Below are 17,526 nucleotides of genomic sequence, written 5' to 3' on the forward strand. Positions count from 1 at the left end.
TGCCGCCCCTTGCGGTGTGCCCCTGTCCGTCTCTTGCTTCTCGCCGCTCCCAAGGACGCCGGCTCGCAGCCACCCCCGATTAGCTGCAAGATGCGAGGATCGGCGATCCTGTGCGCCAGCATCCGCAACAGCCACTCGTGGTCGACCGAGTCGAAGAAGCTGCGTATATAGCGCGACAATCAGGATGAGAGCGCGTATTGCCGCACGTAAAAGTGCTCCCTCTGGCTCGTCCGCTGCCTCATCTTTTTTGCTCCCGGCTTGAAGCGGAGGCGGCCAGGCGTCTCAATGATTGCCGAAGTGGGCCTAAGATGTGCTGGAGTAACCCCATTGTGGTGGCAGTTCGCCATGAGCTTTGCTGACAGAGGCCGGCCTCAAGGCCGGGCGTGCCAGCAAAGCTCATGGTCGTCCGCGGCCTGATCCGCGCGCAGGGGTCAAGGCTCGCGAAGCGACCCGCGTAGCGGGCTTGGCCTTGACGCCGAGCACGGATCAGGCACTCGGACGCACCGGATGCGAAGATGGTCGCGGTTCGCAGCGCCCGGCTTTTCCTGCGCGAGCCCGGCGTTATTGAGGCGCTACGACGTCGAGGGCGAGCGGCGGCACTTGGGAGGGGCCGAACAGCAGGGCGTTGGCCTGTTCGCTGCGCCAGGTCTTTAGGCGACGCTGTAGCGTGCGCAGAAGTTTTTGGGGATAGACTCCAGGGTATTCTGCCTGCAATCGCGCCAGGAGTTCGCTGCTGGTCCGCCACGGCTCGGCTTCAAACCATTTGCGCAAATCCGGCGTCACTCGAATGAGCGGGTCGGGACGGCGACGGCCTCTTTTTGCTTTGACGATCGGCCGATCTGTCGGCCGGGCGCCGCCCTCCTTCCAGGCGGTTCTCAAGCTCGCCAGGAAAAGGTCGATCGGCTGCGCGATCGCGCCGGGATTCGCGACAGGCTCGGCGTCGGTAAGCGTCGCCAACCGCTCCTGCGTCACTCGGATATCGCGCAACAAGGCGACGGGGTCGAGGCTGACGAAAGTCTCTTGTAAACGGGCGCGAACTTCATCGGACGTGCGCGCGTCGGCGGCTAGCCGTTGATGCGGCGTCGCAGGCGCGCTGTAGGTCTTGTGCACACGGGCGCCGTCGCGCTGCTTGGCGATCAGCTTGAACGACGGTTGGAAGAAGTTCACGAACAGGCGCGCTGAGCGGTAGAGCTGCGCCAGCAGCGTCGCCGCCTCCAAACCCTCGAACCGCCGGTAGCCGACCATCCTGCGCACGACAGCGCCGTTCTTTTGCTCGACGAACGCCTGATCGTTTTTGCGGTACGGCCGGCAGCGCGTGAAAACGATATTGGCCGTGTCGCAGTACGTCTTGAGCGTCTCGTTCATGAAAACGGTGTCATTGTCCGTGTCCAAGCCAAGAAGCGCGAAGGGCAATTGCTTACGCAATTCCGTCAGCACGGTGCTCAGCAGCGTCTGCTCGCGCACGATCAGCGGCGCGCATTCCGTCCAGCCCGTTCGCGACGTCAGTGAGGACCAGGGTCTGCACGAAACTGCCGCGCGCCGATGGGCCGCTGTGGGCGACAAGGTCCGCCTCCACGAATCCCGGTGCCGGATCATTCCAATCTGCTGAAGTCCGGATCGGAATGCTGCGTCGCAGGGCGTGCGCGGCCGGTCGCCGGCGCTGGCGACCAAGCCCTTCCCGAATCCGGCCCAACACCCGGTCGATCGTCGCCGCGCTCATCGAAAGCAGCTTGCCGCGGATCTCGGGAGCAAGGTCAAGATGGCTGTGCCGCTCCATCGCCTCGATCAGCATCGGCATCAAGGCTTTCAACCGCTTGCCGCAAACCCGGTCCGACGCTTCCCAGAGGAGTGCGAGCACATTGCGTTCGGCTTCACCGTAAATCCGGCGCCGGGCCCGACGCCCTGTTCGCGACCCATCATGGCCCCGCAGCAGCCGCATCGCATGCTTGCGATGATATCCAGTGATATTGACGAACTCATCCAATATCCGCGCCTTCTCCACGCGATCGCCCGATCGGTAGCGTTCGCCCACAGCTGCCGTCAGTTCCTTCCTAGTCGCCATGCTCAGCCGCCTCATCGTCGCCCCCGCCCGCCCGTTTGGTCGGGGAGCAACTTACATGAGGCAACGGCCTATCATTCGGGAGCTTCTACGCTGACGCAATGCGGCCGTCGACTTGGCAAGCGTTGATTGACGCTGCGCGACAATCAAGCGGCGCTGCCAGCGTCAATCAAAGTCTTGTCGAGTTCGTTTGGGGTAGTGTGAACAGGCGGCCGGCCTGGACCGCGCTTGCGATCGAGGGCAACTTTTCGACGGTAACTTTCGACGTTCATCTCGAGGATCGTGGCGTGGTGGACCAAACGATCGATGGCAGCCAACGTCATTGCTTGGTCCGGGAAGATACGCCCCCATTCGCCAAATGGCTGATTGGCCGTGATCAGCAGCGAGCGTCGTTCGTAGCGGGCGGCGATCAACTCGAACAACACACTGGTTTCCGCCTGATCCTTGCTCACATATGTGATGTCGTCGAGGATCAGGAGGTCATAGCGATCGAGTTTGGCGATCGCGGACTCCAGCGCCAGCTCGCGCCGCGCGACCTGCAGCCGTTGCACCAGATCAGTGGTTCGCGCGAAGAGAACGCGCCAACCGTTCTCGACGAGAGCCAGGCCGATCGCCGCGCCGAGATGGGTCTTGCCGCCGCCCGGTGGACCGAACAAGAGCAAATTGGCGCCGGCCTTCAACCAGGCGTCGCCGGCGGCGAGCGCCATCGCCTGTGCCTTTGATAGCATCGGCACGCTTTCGAAGTCGAAGGTTGCGAGCGTCTTGCCGGCGGGCAAACGCGCTTCCACCATGTGTCGCTCGATCCGACGGCGGGTGCGATCGGCGGCCTCGTGCTCGGCAAGGGCGGCGAGGAAGCGGGCGGCAGGCCACCCTTCCTTGTCCGACTGTGCGGCGAGCTTCGGCCAGATCGCCTTGACGCCCGGCAGGCGGAGCTCATTGAGAAGCAGCTCGACACGGGCAGCATCGACGGAGGTAGCGATACCGGTCATGCTGCCTCTCCCAGGTTCGAGCGGCCCGACATGACGCTGACGGAGGCGAGTTCATCGTAGACGTCGAGCGGCGCCAGCTTGACGGCGACACGCGGGATCGAGGCCGCCTCGGGCCGGAAGCGGTCGCGCAGCGCGGCAAGATCAGGTAACTGTCCGGCGTCCAGATCCATCGCGATCGCCTCGGCGAGTTCTGCTTCGCAGGCGCGCTCGTGAGCCAGCGCCAGAAGCTCGACCGTCACCTTGCAGGCGCGCCGGTCATCACCATGCTCCCGCAAGGTCTCGAACAGACGTTTGTAAGCTGCACGCGGGAAGAGTTGGTCGCGATAAACGAGATTGAGGAGCGCCATCGGCTTGCGCCGCAGGGCATGGATGACGTGCCGGTAATCCACGACATGACCGCCCTGGCTCTCGGACACAGGCCGACCGCGCCGCAGCGTCACGACCGGTGTGACGCCAAGGAAGCATTCGAGCCGGTCGTCGAAGATGCGCACACGCAGGCGATGGCCGATCAATCTTGAAGGCACGGTGTAGAACACGCGCCGCAGGATGAAGCCGCCTGACGACGTCACCGGGATCACTTTCTCCTCGAAGTCGGTCGTGCGGCCTTTTGGCAGCGGCGCCAATGCCTCCTTCTCGAGCGCGATCGACTTGGCGAGGTTGGCGTTGCGCCGGCCGACAATCTCGTCGACAAAAGCCCGGTACGCATCGAGACTGGCGAAGTCGCGCGTCCCCCGCAGCAACAGCGCATCTTCCAGTGCCCGCTTGAGATGGCCGTGCGCGCTCTCGATCGAGCCGTTCTCATGTGCGATGCCCGCATTGTTGCGCGTTGGCGCCATGCCATAGTGGCCCATCAGCCCGGCGTAGCGCTGCGTCAGATCCTCCCGTGCGTCGGCGGCCAGATTGCGGAACGCTGCCGACAGGCTGTCGCTGCGATGCTCCCGCGGCACGCCGCCAAGTGCCCACAGCGCGTTCTGCAAGCCCTCCGCCAGGGCGACGAAGCTTTCGCCGCCGAGCACGACATGGGCATGCTCGAAGCCGGAGAACGCCAACCGGAAGTGATAGAGCCGGTGATCGAGCGGCTCACCCGCGATGGTAATACCGAGCGCGCTCACGTCGGTGAAGTCGGACAGACCCAGGCGACCGGGCTCGTGCTGCTGGCGGAAGATCACGTCCTGTTCGGGGCCGTTGAGCGCCCGCCAGGCGTTGATGCGCCGCTCCAGCGTGCGGCGGATGTTCGGGTTCAGGTCATGATGCCGTCGGCGCAGCTCGTCCAGCACGCCGATCACGCGGATGCCGGGCGCAGCCTTCAGGATCGGAACGATCTCGGCCTCCCAATACTGCGCGAGCGGATCGGACCGGCGCCGGCCCCTCGGCGTCTTCTTCTGCGATGGCGGGCGACAATCGCCCTCGATTCGATACGCGCTTGCCTTTCGAGAACCCCGCCTTGGCCGCGGCGGCCTCGGGGGCAGTGTCTGTCGGTAGGTCATGTACAGCCTCATCTGGTGGTCGGTGATGTGGAGGCCAGGCAAGGCATCGATTCCCTCTTGTCGAGACGAATCAACAGCTTGCACCAGCCGCACCCGGCCGCCAGACGGGTCCAAAAACGCGCGACGCCGATGGGGACGGTCCTCCGGTCGGGCTACGCCCTCCCTTCGGTCCGCCCCCATCGGCGCAGTCTCACCTTGATTGTCGCTGGAGTCTCACCCTGATCGCCGCCGCGCATGCGTATGTCGGCATCGAGCACCCAGTTCACGTGCTGGCTCATGATCGCTGTATGCAGAGCATCAAGCGCCATATGAGGATTCCGCCCGGCCGGAAGCCGTAGGAGAACCCGAGGAAGTCGGCCTCGTAGACGGCGCTCAGCACCTCGGCCACCGCGCTTTGGACAATCTTGTCCTCTAGCGCCGGCACGCCCGAAAGGCTTACGTCGGCTTTGGAGATGTAGACGCGCCGCACCGGCTGTGGCCGGTAGCGACCGGTGTGGACTCGTCCGCAGAGGTCGCTAGATTATCCGTCAGCCTCTCTTGGTACTTCGCTACCGTCACTCCATCGACCCCCGCGCTGGCCTGCCGCGTTTGTCGTCGACCAACGCCAGGGTCCGAAGTGTAGACAGGAGTCGTGCGGGGTGCGGAATGAGCTCGAAAGGTGGATGTTCGCGGAGGCCGAGTGTGTTCCCTAAGCACGGAGGCTGCATGAGCATCGTCGATATGCGAGACGATGCCGCTCCGTCGGGGTCGATGGCCGCATCACGCATGGAAGGTAATCATCGGAACATAAGAGGACCGACCGGGTCCGCTGGATTGGTCTCCAGCGGGGACAGCGGCAAGGCACTGCCAGAGCCGTTGTCCGAGCTGAGGTCGGGAGTCGGACTGGGTCCATACTACTGTGAAGTCGTCGATGGTAACGAGGCGCATGGAGGGAAGGGGCCAGCCCAAGGGAGCCTGCGCGAAGAGGCCAGGGTCCGGATACAGAGCCGGGTTACCTTTCCGCCGAACCTCAAGCGGGTGAACGCGGCAGCCAAGCAAGCTGCCCAAACCTGGTTCACGGCCCTGCTGCACCATGTCGACGAAGACGCTCTTCTTCTGCCGCAACGCCCGCAAACTCGGTCCCGGCTTGTCTGCTACGGCTTTGGCCGGATGGGACTTGCACCCACAGCTGACGGCAGGTCACCGCCGATTTTCCGGCGGGTCGGAAGGCATCAGCCTGCCACGGCAGGCAAGCCGACGATGGGATCATCGCTCAAGGGCGCGATGGTTTCCAGCGTCATGTAGCGGGCCCGCTGAACCGCCCACTCGTCGTTTTCCTCGAGCAGGATCGCGCCGACTGGGCGGACGATGGCGTCTTCATTTGGGAAGATGCCAACCACCTCGGTCCGCCGCTTGATTATAGCGCGACAATCTGGGTGGGGGGCCGCATCGATATGACGCGGACTGCGCTGGAGAGATTTGGCAAGACCCTGCTGGCCAGTGATGAGGTTGTGCTCGAAGCGACCGGCAACAGCATGGCGGTGTCGCGGGTTCCGGCGCCGTTCGTGGCACGGGTGATTATCGCCAGTCCGCTGCAGGTGAAAGCGATCGCCCAGGCTCACGTTAAGATCGACAAGATCGATGCCGGCACGCTCGCCAGTCTGCAGGCGGCCGGGTACCTGCCGCAGATCTGGATCCTGACGCGGAGACCGAACGCAAGCGTCGGCTGGTGGCGCGGCGCTACCAGGTCGTGCGGCATCGCACGCGGCTCAAGAACGAGGTGCATTCGATCCTGCACGCACACTTGGTCCCGAAGTGCCCACATGCGGATCTTTTCAACGCCCGCGGCCGGGCGTGGTTGGCCGCTCAACAGTTGCCGGACGATGAACGAGCGGCCATCGATCGGCACGTTCGCGAGCTTGAACGGCTGGCAGAAGATCTGGCTCTGCTCGACCGCGAGATCGCGCAGGTCGCCACCGACGATCTCGCGGTCAACAGATTGATGACGATCACCGGCGTCAATCTGGCGGTTGCCGCCGGCATAGTGGCGGCGATCGGCGACATCAGCCGGTTCGACAGCCCGCAGAAGCTGGTGAGCTATTTCGGGCTGAACCCGCGGGCGCGGCAGTCGGGACTGGAGCCGCCCGTCACGGTCTCATCAGCAAGATCGGCCGCAGTCACGCGCGCGCCATGCTGGTCGAGGCGGCCTGGGCCGCGGCCAAGGCGCCCGGTCCACTGCATGCTTTTTTCGTGCGCATCCGCGCCCGGCGTGGCCCATCAGATCGCTGCGGTTGCCGTGGCTCGCAAGCTCACTGTGCTCTGCTGGCATTTGTTGACAAACGGCGAGGATTACCTGTGGGCGCGGCCGGCGCTGGTCGCCAACAAGACCCGCGCGATGCAGCTTCAAGCCGGGCATCCGCAACAGAAAGGCAGCCGGCGTGGACCAGCCTATGCCTACAAGATCAAGGTGCTGCGCGACCGTGAGATGTTGATTGCCGCCAGCGGAGCGAAGCTAAGAACGATTGGTGTCGAAGTGGAAACCGCGGCGGCCCCAAAAGACCGGCGCGCGGGCGCCCCAGTTCGGCAGGACAAAATAGGCAGTCCGGTGATGCTTGCAGCCGACGCGTCACGCTTCGCCACGAGGTCGCCGGCGCCCGACAACCATAACCGCCGGTGACGGCAAGTGCCAGCCAGGAATGCAGTCCCGTTCCACGCCAGCATGCCGCCGCGCGCAGGGTCGGTCAAGGCTGGCCGCGTTTGCGGCCACCGCGCGGCTTGGCCTTGACCGACCCTGCGCGCGGCGGCTGCGAGATCGGTGGCCGGGACGGAAGAATGGCCCGCGGCGCGGCCGAACGAAAGAATGGACGCGATTCCCGCAATCGTCACTCGCGGCGCGGTCATAAAACTCGCTTGCCCATCTCATCCGTCGAATGCAGCTTGGCACGGTGCTGAGGCGGGAAGCTCATATAGGCGAGCACGTCGGGCTCGGCCTCATCCATGAAGGCGGCCAGCTTTGGCAGTTTGGGACGGAGCTGGTCGGCGACCTTGCGCCACTGAGCCCTGGCCGCTTCGGCGTGGTCCTGGGCAAAGGCGGTGGCGATGAAGGCGGAGACGACGCGCCGCCCGCTCTTGCCGGATGGGCCAGGACGTTGCGCATGAAGTGGACGCGGCAGCGCTGCCAGGCGATGTTGAGCACCTTGCTGACGGCGGCCTGGATGCCCTCATGCGCATCGGAGATCACGAGCTTGACGCCACGAAGCCCGCGCCGAGCGAGCTTGCGCAAGAACGCCCGGAGCGGACCGACCGCCCCTCGCGCCGATCAGGCGCCTGACAATCGCTAACTGATCGGAAGATTGCAGGCTTTGCTCGGGCCTCAGCCGAATGCTGGACGACTTGTCACATGCGGAGAGCCAGACGGTGCGCTCGCTCCAACTCCGCGTTCACTTAAAGAGCTTCTCGGCCTCGGCGAGCGCCTCAGCATCGTTAAGCACATTGCCGGGACGATTCGCATAACCGACAACCGAGCCGGCCCAATCCATCTTCATGTATTTAGCGTTAAGCTCGAGCGTCTTCAACAAAGCGACCGTAGTAGATTTATCCGGATCAGCGACGATTGTGACTGCCCACATCTTCTTGCCAGCCATGCGGGGCTTGAAGTCTAGTCCCGGCGCCCGCATCCAAGCTGTCCAGTGATCGAGGTAGTGTTTCGCGTGAGTCGGCAGAGCGTACCAATAAGTTGGCGCAACAAATACGAGGTCGGTGGCCGAGAGCGTGGCTTCCGCTAGCAGACGCAGATTGCCGGTTGGCACATCATATTGGCTATCGCCATGACGAATGTCCTCAAACGGATCGATGGGCAGATCGATGTGGCGTAGCCAAACCTGCTTCCACTCGGTTGGCAGGCTCTTCGCAGCGTGTCGCGCCAAGATCTCCGCGTTACCGTTGCGACGAGTGGACGACATCAAAAAGAGAAACTCTCGGCTTGCTGGCGTCGGGTTTGTAGTCGTCATTGTTTCGGTTTCCTTCGGTGAACTCAAGCGGCCTTTGTGTGCGGAGAGAATGAAGCGAACCCTTTGCCTTGTGCGACCAACCGCTTTAGCAACGGCGCGGGCTCAAGCGAGGGATCGTTGGTTTCTTTGGCATAGAATGCAAGCCGGTCGGCAATATGCGCCAACCCGACTTCATCGGCCCAATACATCGGACCGCCGCGATAGATCGGCCAGGCGAAGCCATACAGCCAAACGAGATCAATGTCGCCGGGCCTGGCTGCAATGCTCTCTTCGAGTATCCGCGCGCCCTCATTGATCATTGGGTATGTCAGCCTCTCAAGGATTTCGTCCTCACTGAAGGTACGGCGCTTGCAGCCGAGCCGGGTGAGCGTCTCGTCGATCAGCTTCTCAACATCAGGATCTGGTATCGGGACCCGCGAGCCGGGTTCATATTTGTAATAACCCTTGCCCCACCTCTGACCAAAACGACCAGCTTCGCATAGTGCATCCTCAATTGGCGCCTTTTCGCCACTCTCTTTGCGCATGCGCCAGCTGCCCTCGAGACTTGAGAGATCGTTCATCGCAAATGGGCCCATGGCCATGCCGAATTTCGTCATGACGCCATCAACCTGCTGGGGTAGCGCCCCTTCGTAAAGCATTTTCTGGACCTGATTGTTGCGCTGGTCCCACATGCGATTTCCAACGAACCCGTGGCAAACCCCAACCACAACAGGGATCTTTCCGATCTTCCACGAAATGGAAACTGCGGTCTCCAGCGCGTCCGGCGCAGTTTTCGCACCGCGCACGACCTCGCAGAGCTTCATTACGTTGGCCGGCAAGTTAAAGTGCATGCCGAGGACGTCCTGCGGACGTTTCGTCATCTTCGCCATTTCGTTGATGTCGTAATACGAAGTGTTGGAGGCAAGCACCGCGCCAGACTTTGCGAACGTATCGAGCTGCCTGAACACTTCTTTCTTCAGCGACATCGACTCGTACACCGCCTCGATAATCAGATCTGCGTCCCGGACGTTGTTGATCCCGACTGCGCCGTTGATGAGCGCCATTCGTTGAGCAGGCGCATCGGCGGGGATACTGCCGCGCGCAGCGGACGTCTCCCAGTTCTTCTGCATCACGTCCATACCACGCTTCAGCTGCTCTGCATCAACGTCGATCAGCGTCACAGGAATTCCGGCATTCGCGAAAGACATCGCAATGCCACCGCCCATCTTGCCAGCACCAATGACGGCGACGCGCTCGACCGAACGCGGCTTGGTCGATTCGGGTATGTCCGCAATCTTGCGTGCCTCGCGCTCGGCGAAGAAGACATAACGCTGTGCCTTGGACTGATCACTCGCCGCCAGTTTGCGGAAAACTTCACGCTCCTTTTTCAACCCTTCTTCGAACGGGAGGTCGATGGCGAAACCCACCGCTTCGGCCGCAGCGAACGGAGCTTCCAGACGCCCCGCCCGCTTGGTCATCGAAGCCACCGTATTGTTGAAACCAGAGCGATCCGTTTTTGCGGCCACAATCCTTGAGTCGTCATTACGCAGCTTCCGCAACGGCCGCCTGTCGGCTATCGCTTTACGCAGAAAGGCTTCTCCGCCCGCCTCTGCACTTTGGACAATTTCGTCGATAAGGCCATTTTTCAATGCTTCGCGCGCAGAAATCGGTTCACCGCCGACGATCATCTTCACCGCAAGCTCAGGTCCAACCGCGCGAGGCAGACGCTGGGTACCACCGGCGTTGGGCACAACGCCGAGCTTGACCTCGGGAAACCCAAGCTTTGCAGTTTCGGTGGCGATGCGGAAATGGCAAGTCAGCGCCAGCTCGAGTGCCGCCCCAAGCGCTTCCTCCTGGATCGCTGCGACGGTAGGCTTCGGTGAGCTTTCAATCAGCGCCAGCAGCTCGTCCCAATCCGGCGCGTCTATGTCCGTGCCAGCAATAAGGGCGGCATCTATGCAGGCCAGCACGATGCCCTTCACATTGGAGTCGGCGATCGCACCGTTCATGCATTTGAGAAGAACGCCTTGAACGTGAGCGATCGATCTACTGGCTGAGGGATTGTCGACCGTCACGATCGCAAAATTTTCATGACGCTTTAAGTTAACCGGTTCGCTCATGCTAGCTTCCTTACATTTCCTCTTGCTGTGTGGCGCGTGATCGCACCAGACCGTCACGTCTCTGGAATTCGACCGTCGCGAAGATGCAGGTCCCGCAGCCAATTCCGGTCATTGTCATCATCATACGCTTCGCACCGCGCCATCCCGCGACCTCAAGATTGTCGATCCGGCGGTCGCGGATCTCTTGTGGCGGCATACCTGCGGCACCATCCACTTTTGCAACGGGCTCTCACCAGTGTCTTCGGTTCACGCCCGCTACTGTCCGCCTTGGCGAGTTTTCTGCGCAATCAGCTAGTTACGGTCTGCTTCCGCGCAATCAGGCAGTCGACGGCTGTGAGACCTTTGCCGTCGGCTGCGAGGATGATGGGATTGATGTCGATTTCGCCGATCTCGTCCGCCAGGTCGGCGCACAGCGTGCCGAACTTGACGATGCACTCCGCCAGTCCATCCAGGTCCGCCCTTGTCCCACCGCGGGCGCCGCGCAACACGCTCGCTGCCCGAAGTTCGCCAATTGCAGCCTGGACATCTGCAGCATCGAAAGGTGGCATCAGGACACGCACGTCCTTCAGCGCCTCAACCCAGATCCCGCCGAGGCCGAAGGCAATGACTGGCCCGAATTGTGGATCAAACTTGGCGCCGAGCATTACCTCGATGCCGGGCTTGGCCATCTCCTGCACCACCATCCCGGCGATCTTGGCTTCGGGGCGACACGAGCGGACCGAGGCAATGATCTGGTCGAAGGCTGCCGCAGCTGCTTCGGCTGAGGAGATGTTCAGCACGACACCGCCTATATCCGTCTTGTGCAGGATTTCGGCAGATTCCACCTTCATGACGACAGGAAAGGTCAAATCCTGCGCTATACGCCCCGCTTCATCGGCTCCGGTTGCGAGCGCTTCACGAGTAACCGGAATGCCATAGAGCGCCAGCAGGCGCTTGCCTTCCCGCTCCGTCAAAACTCCACCTTTGGCCTCGCGCAGCAGGCGCACGGCGTCTTGATATCGCTCGCTTCGCCGACCCCAGTGTTGGGACAGCTGGTTGCTCGACTTGCGCTCACGCAGAAATTCCGAATAGCCAATAAGCGCAGAAAGAGCCTTCAGCCCAGTTCCCATACCCTGCAGAAAGGGCATGCCTTGAAATTCAGCCTTGAGCTCAATCGATGAACTGTCCTGGTCGGACGCAGCGTAAAAATGCCCCCCCGAGAAGCTCATCACCGGAAACACGACCTCCGGCGCCGCTTCCGCCGCTCGCTTGAGAGACAGACCGACACCCGAACCCATATCGAGCGGAGAAGGGTAGCTCCCGCCCCAAGCCACCACGTCGAAGTCGCCGCTGGTGCCGAGTACCTTGAAGAACTCCCCCATTCTCTGAGTATCGTAACCGACTTGCCCCGTCACATCGAGCGGATTGCCCACGCTGCCGAACTCAGGCAAAAGGGCCTCAAGCCGCGCCCTTGATGTCGGAGACACTGGCGCAAACTCAATCCCGCAAGGCTCTGCAAGATCAGACAGTATGCTGTTCGCTCCGCCGGAAACGGATGCGAATGCGACACGCCGGCCGCGCGGCCGCTTGGGGGAGGACAGCGCAGCCGCAGTTTCGATGAGATCGTCGATCGTATCGACGCGGACTACGCCAAGCTTCTTCAGCAGGACATCGATAGCCACATCCGAACCCACGAGCGAGCCGGTATGAGCCAAGGCCGCCTGGCGGGCCCCCTCGGAGCGGCCAACCTTGATCATCGCGATCGGCTTCCCTCGGTCAGCCGCACGCTCACACGCCTTTATGAAGTCAAGAGGACGCTTGAACTGCTCACAGTAGCAGGCGATGACCCTCGTAGCCTCATCGTCCACCAGATAATTGATGAAATCTGCCACATCGACGCAGGCTTCATTGCCGGTAGTGACCACGCGCCCAACCCCGATCCCTCGGGCCAACAGTGGCATGAGCAACGCGGAGACAAGCATTCCACTTTGAAGCACCGCGCTTACGCCGCCAGGCTTCATCGTTCGGAACGGGACACCATTTGCAATCAGACCATTGGCTGCATTCAGCAGGCCATTGCAATTGGGACCGACGACAGGAATACCTGTCCGCTCCGCCCATTCGACCAAACGCCGCTGCTTCGCGACACCTTCAGTTCCCTCATCCGCGAAGCCGCTCGAGATGATCTGGATTGCACCTACACCCACAGTCTCGCAATCCTTGAGAACATCCGGGATTGCATTGCTTCGGACGGAGAGCACCGCAAGTCCGACGGGGTGCGGGACGGCCCGCAAGTTTGGATAACACGGAACACCCTGGATCTGCTTGTATCGCGGGTTAACCGCCGCAAGCTTGCCTGAGAAGCCCCACTTGTTGAGGTTGTTGAGGATATCCGTGGCGAACCCCCCCTTTGGGGAGGCTCCAATGATTGCGACCGATTCCGGCCAAAAAACTCGATCGATCGCATTGACCGACCGCAAAGTAGGAGCTGCGTTCATGTTCATGGTTAGACTCATATCTTCGCGGCACCGCTGGAAGGCTGCATTTACGATCAGCGCATCGCGAAAAAGCTGCAATTTTTGTGGTACCGCATGATTTTCCAGAGCGATCTGCCGACTTGTCGCGGTTAGGTCAGATTTGCATCCCTATACAGCCGCCTGTCGACCTGCCCTCGCTGGCGTCGGGTGCATGTCGGCTCCCACTACGATGCTCGCGCGCTAGAACCATCCGGAGCAAATTCTCCCATTGCGAGGCACATTTCAGCGCCGGATGACTTTGGCTTCCTCGCGCAAGACCGCGCGATCTGTTCGGGCTGAAGTTCTTTCCGGAATAACCCTGAACGGCATTACAGAGCGCGTTGCCCGGATCTATTCTCGTGTTCGGGCCTCTAGCTCTGTCAGCGCGTAACTGCCTGGGGCAACACCCTTATACGACGTTGCTGGTTCAACAATTGCGCCGCAATGACTGAGCGCCTGCGCATTGCCGCTCTGCTGTCGTTATGTCGCGTAATCGGGCTCGTTGCGGTCGAGAATCCGTTTCAACGCATCGAAATGGCGCTGCGCTGGAGACGGGCCCTGGTAATAGAGATGATATTCCCGATCCCGCCGTCCCTTTTCGATAACGGACGGGGGCAGTTGCTTCAGCTTCTGACCAGTCCACATTGCATAAATTTGCACCTGCGCGACGCGCTCGAGGTAATAGAGCTTGTCATAGGCGTCTGCCCCGGCTTCGCCTAGAGTGGAAATGCCGTGGTTGGCCATGAATAGCACAGTCTTGTCGCCGATTATCCGGGCGAGGCGCGCGCCCTCGGCCGGGTCGAGCGCCGGACCGGCATATTCATCGTCATAGGCAATCGCGCCGGAAAGCCACAACTCAGTCTGTCCTATCTCTTTAATGCGAGGATTCTCAGCCGGGTCAAAGCGCTCGCATAAGGCATATGAGTATGAAATACTGCCTTGGCCTGCGGTAGAGCCTTGTGAATCGGCGCGTGAATGCAATAGCAGGAACGCTCAACCTCTCCCACCCCGCTCTTAACCTCAGCGTCCTCGATGCCCACTTCCATGAAGGAAGATGCAGTGACCTCCGACCAATGCATCCCAAATGGAATCTGGTAGTAGCGATCGCTGTGACCGGGGACCGCGAAGGTCAGATGGTTAAAGATCCCTTCGCTGAACCCATGCATGTAAGCGAGGCGGGGGCGGGAGCAAGATCAACCCGAGCCTGCCACACCTCCGCACCAACACTGGCCAAGTTCGACGAACCCTTGGTAGGCATAGCATCTCTCTCGTGCTGCATCGGCGCCGCGCTGCAGTCTCCGCGGTGCCAAGTAGCATATCAGGTCCCGCTAATCGGTTCCCAACGATCCGCATGCAACTGCTGTTGTTAAAGTGCGCCGACATAAGTAATCGCGCAGCCATTTGCCTTGGCATCCGGTGCGGCCTAAGCCGCATTCCAAACTCAGCGCAGTTGCGCAGATCTCGGCTTTACCGGCGATGTCGTCAATGGCGGGACGAGCGTCTCATCGCTCGCGCGTTCAAATACCTGAGCCGGTCGATGAATGGCTCACCGGCTGCGGCTCGCATTGTGCGAGAATTCGACTTTCCGTGGCGTCGGCGAGGGCCCTGATGAAATCGACCCGGGGAAGCGCGACCGCCGGTCACCTCCGGTGGCACCACGTTATACAAGCGGGAGTTGACGGCTTTCCTCGAGACGCGGCTAACAAGCCGCTGCGTCGGCCTTGGGTTGGATCGTGTGTCCGATCCTCTCAGGTCTCCGGAAGACGTACAGGTGGTCAACATCGGCTCCCGTTGCCGAGATCAGAACTGGCGAATACCAAGGGCATCGAGCAGAATTTCGGCTTTGTGAAGGCTTCGAATAGCCACATCTGGCATCCGCACGTACTAAGATGTGCGAAACAAGCGAGTCCCTTGCTCAAGGCACATTTCGAAAGAGGGAGCGATGATATGAGATCGCCGCGCGGATCACACCCGGGGATCATCCCGCAACTCGTCATGCGTTCCGCCCGATAGGAGAGCTGAACACCGCAATTTCTGAACGATCGATAGCGGGGAACATCAATTGCCAGACGAGTCCCAACTGTTTCACGCCAACTCAGGTTTTGCACCTTCTCGTTCGGTCCTTCGCAGGTTTAGGCTCTGGAGATCGATCGCATTCGGCGCGGTCGGCAGCTTCAACCCGCAATTTTATATTGCGAAATGATTTATCGCTCGGGGGATTGGGACGCGGAGTACTCTCTCCTAAGTGTCGAGACGCCATGATCGATAGCACCGCCTCATACGCGCCGTTCAACTCAAGTAAGCAGGTACGCGGGAGTTAAACGTAAGGCCAATTCGCAGAAGCTAGACCATCGCGCTGCCACAGCGTTCAGTTTTAGCAGAGCTCGTCAGATTACAGAGAGGTAAGTCTTGCCGAAAGACATTCCAGCGCCCACCGTTGTCCTCTATCACCCAGACGCCGATGTATATACGCGCCTAGTCGCAGAAGCATTCCCACAGGTTCGCACGATTGTTGCTCCCAACCTTGAGCAACTGCGCCTCTGCATAGATAAGGCGGACGCACTGTTTGCCTCTCACTTTCCTGTTGAATTGCTTGGGCAGGCTAAGAAATTGCGCTGGTTTCAGTCCACCAGGGCCGGCGTCGATTGCATAATGCCGATTCGCGAGAAGGTGGGTCACATTACCGTCACCAATGCGCGCGGCATTCATGGCGATATTATTGCGGACTTTGTGATGGCGGGAGTGACGATGCTGCACTGGAATTTCCGCCGGTTTATGAACGAGCAGGCGGAGCGGACATGGAGCCCTTGTTATGTTGCGCCTTTGGCTGAGAAGACACTCGGCGTGATCGGACTTGGCTCGATCGGCTCAACGATCGCCCGGCGGGCCAGGAGCGCGGGAATGACTGTAGTCGCCTCGAAGCGGGATGCATCTGAACACGTAGATAGCGTCGATCGGTTGTTCGCCCCCGAAGGGCTCGAGGAACTGCTGTCGCTTTGCGATTTCGTGGTGCTGGCTGTGCCAGCAACGCCGGTCACGTTAGGCCTCATTAATGGAGCCAAGCTTGCGCGCATGCGGCCCAATGCATTCCTGATCAACATCGCCCGAGGCAGCGTCGTTGTGGAGGCCGACCTAATAGAGGCGCTCAAGACGGGTACAATCGCTGGTGCGATGCTTGATGTGTTCGAACGTGAACCACTGCCACAGGACAGCCCTCTTTGGGATATGCCCAACGTAATTGCAACGCCGCACGTGGCGGGAGGCACTACCAATTATGCGGAACAAATGTTTTCTATTTTCGGTAACAACCTTCAGCGATTCTTAGAGGGCCAGCCGCTGATCAACGTTGTCGATCTGAAACGTGGTTATTGAGGCTAATGATTGAGCGAGATTGTTGGCACGAGGGGTATCCTACTAAATTCGCCATTTGGTCACTCGCCGGCGGGGGCGCTCTTGGACCAGCAAGAGCAGACGACCAGCAGATCGGAAGTCGAGATTGTCGCCATCAGCCAGCTAATGGCAACAGTCTGCATCAACGAGCCTACGCTAGATATCTGAGTTGCTAACCAGACCGAGCGGAAAACCTGATTCCGAAGTGGCGCTAAGATTGACGTCGAATTCGGATCCGAATCGCGTGCGCCGCATGTTCCGCGTCCCTCGCTCTAACGCGCTCGCTTGCACTAGCCGCTGTCATGCTTGGTCTGGCCGGCGCTGGCTGGGTAACAGCCTGGTCGACTTTTGGCACGAGCGTGCAGTTGGCGAGCCCGCGATGGGTTGTTGGTCGCAGCCTCTCGATCTATTACGCTATGACGTATGGCGGAGTCGCAGCTGGCAGTTGGCTGTGGGGCGCGGCCGCGGAGAATTATTCCGTGTCCTGGGCGCTGGAGGGCTCGGCTGGAGCTCTGCTGCTGGTAGCAGCGGCCGGCGTCATGTTGCCTCTCGGAGAACTTCACAATTTGGAGCTCGACACATCGGGCGAAGGGTTCCAAGCACCGGAGCTTGCTGTCGATCTCAAACCAAGCAGCGGGCCCATTGTCGGGCGAATTGAGTATTGGGTTTCGTCGGAGCATCTAAACGCTTTTCTTGATCTCATGTCGGAACGGCGAATGGCGCAAAGCCGCGCTGGAGCTCGGCATTGAAACTCCAGCGCGACCTCCAAGATCCCTTGCATTGGATAGAGACATTCCGCACGCCTACTTGGACGGAGTATCTTCGACTCAACCATCGACTGACGGTCAAGGATAAGCAACTGGACGAACGTCTGTCCCAGTTGCATTCGGAAGAGCGTGCAAGCCATCTTACACTTTCCATCGAGCGACCAACAGGATCGGCTCGTACGATAATTCAATCGAGGCCGTTCGTCTCGCATCCATGAGTTGGATGAAGAAAAGCGCGGAACGCGCTTCAG

General features: G+C 60.8%; 8 protein-coding genes and 6 pseudogenes. 3 read left to right on the top strand and 11 right to left on the bottom strand.

Translation table 11 applies throughout. From position 1 onward, the window contains the following. Positions 1 to 561 precede the first annotated feature (561 nt). The 5 genes and pseudogenes from ACSKB8_RS03130 to ACSKB8_RS03150 form a co-directional block, all read right to left on the bottom strand. Positions 562 to 2,077 (bottom strand): annotated as a pseudogene (locus ACSKB8_RS03130) (ISNCY family transposase). 128 nt (positions 2,078 to 2,205) lie between these two features. Next, complete coding sequence (gene istB, locus ACSKB8_RS03135) at positions 2,206 to 3,048, bottom strand: IS21-like element helper ATPase IstB (RefSeq protein WP_076832955.1); 843 nt, start codon at positions 3,046 to 3,048, stop codon at positions 2,206 to 2,208. Next, positions 3,045 to 4,577: an IS21 family transposase gene (istA, locus tag ACSKB8_RS03140; RefSeq protein ID WP_438102430.1), complete on the bottom strand. Its 1,533-nt coding sequence runs from the start codon at positions 4,575 to 4,577 to the stop codon at positions 3,045 to 3,047. Before istA ends, istB begins: the two co-directional genes overlap by 4 nt. 232 nt (positions 4,578 to 4,809) lie before the next feature. After that, positions 4,810 to 5,004 carry a hypothetical protein gene (locus ACSKB8_RS03145; protein WP_438102431.1) on the bottom strand — a complete coding sequence of 65 codons (195 nt, stop codon included), beginning with the start codon at positions 5,002 to 5,004 and terminating at the stop codon, positions 4,810 to 4,812. A gap of 742 nt (positions 5,005 to 5,746) precedes the next feature. Continuing rightward, positions 5,747 to 5,932, bottom strand: a pseudogene (locus tag ACSKB8_RS03150) (transposase); the annotation flags it as partial. Between the two features lie 311 nt (positions 5,933 to 6,243). On the opposite strand from ACSKB8_RS03150, the gene ACSKB8_RS03155 reads away from it, so the two are divergent. Then, positions 6,244 to 7,191 (top strand): transposase, encoded by a 948-nt coding sequence (locus ACSKB8_RS03155; RefSeq protein ID WP_438102433.1) that lies wholly within the window; start codon positions 6,244 to 6,246, stop codon positions 7,189 to 7,191. A 244-nt stretch (positions 7,192 to 7,435) separates the two neighbouring features. Here ACSKB8_RS03155 and ACSKB8_RS03160 read toward each other — a convergent pair. The 5 genes and pseudogenes from ACSKB8_RS03160 to ACSKB8_RS03180 all read right to left on the bottom strand — a co-directional run. Beyond that, positions 7,436 to 7,800 (bottom strand): annotated as a pseudogene (locus ACSKB8_RS03160) (transposase); the annotation flags it as partial. Positions 7,801 to 7,954: 154 nt separating this feature from the next. Next, positions 7,955 to 8,524, bottom strand: coding sequence for a flavodoxin family protein (locus ACSKB8_RS03165; RefSeq protein ID WP_438102434.1), 570 nt, complete (start codon positions 8,522 to 8,524; stop codon positions 7,955 to 7,957). A 23-nt stretch (positions 8,525 to 8,547) separates the two neighbouring features. Further along, complete coding sequence (locus tag ACSKB8_RS03170; RefSeq protein ID WP_438102436.1) at positions 8,548 to 10,623, bottom strand: 3-hydroxyacyl-CoA dehydrogenase NAD-binding domain-containing protein; 2,076 nt, start codon at positions 10,621 to 10,623, stop codon at positions 8,548 to 8,550. 287 nt (positions 10,624 to 10,910) lie between these two features. Continuing rightward, entirely contained in the window at positions 10,911 to 13,106 is a 2,196-nt protein-coding gene (locus ACSKB8_RS03175) for an acetate--CoA ligase family protein (protein WP_438102438.1), read from the bottom strand. Between the two features lie 492 nt (positions 13,107 to 13,598). Beyond that, a pseudogene (locus ACSKB8_RS03180) lies at positions 13,599 to 14,284 on the bottom strand (class II aldolase/adducin family protein). 1,243 nt (positions 14,285 to 15,527) lie between these two features. Between ACSKB8_RS03180 and ACSKB8_RS03185 the strand changes: the two are divergent. Next, positions 15,528 to 16,490, top strand: a complete 963-nt coding sequence (locus ACSKB8_RS03185; protein WP_438102440.1) for a D-2-hydroxyacid dehydrogenase — start codon at positions 15,528 to 15,530, stop codon at positions 16,488 to 16,490. A gap of 101 nt (positions 16,491 to 16,591) precedes the next feature. Here ACSKB8_RS03185 and ACSKB8_RS03190 read toward each other — a convergent pair. Then, positions 16,592 to 16,726: pseudogene (locus ACSKB8_RS03190) on the bottom strand (MFS transporter); the annotation flags it as partial. A gap of 21 nt (positions 16,727 to 16,747) precedes the next feature. On the opposite strand from ACSKB8_RS03190, the pseudogene ACSKB8_RS03195 reads away from it, so the two are divergent. Further along, positions 16,748 to 17,493, top strand: a pseudogene (locus tag ACSKB8_RS03195) (MFS transporter). Positions 17,494 to 17,526: the final 33 nt, after the last annotated feature.

The sequence above is a fragment of the Bradyrhizobium sp. BR 1432 genome, from assembly GCF_051547705.1.
Taxonomy (GTDB): domain Bacteria; phylum Pseudomonadota; class Alphaproteobacteria; order Rhizobiales; family Xanthobacteraceae; genus Bradyrhizobium; species Bradyrhizobium zhanjiangense.

Excerpts from the sequence above, each read along its gene's own strand:
- ACSKB8_RS03175 (WP_438102438.1), bottom strand. The coding sequence starts at position 13,106 with ATGAACATGAACGCAGCTCCTACTTTGCGGTCGGTCAATGCGATCGAT.
- istB (WP_076832955.1), bottom strand. The coding sequence starts at position 3,048 with ATGACCGGTATCGCTACCTCCGTCGATGCTGCCCGTGTCGAGCTGCTT.
- ACSKB8_RS03165 (WP_438102434.1), bottom strand. The coding sequence starts at position 8,524 with ATGACGACTACAAACCCGACGCCAGCAAGCCGAGAGTTTCTCTTTTTG.
- ACSKB8_RS03170 (WP_438102436.1), bottom strand. The coding sequence starts at position 10,623 with ATGAGCGAACCGGTTAACTTAAAGCGTCATGAAAATTTTGCGATCGTG.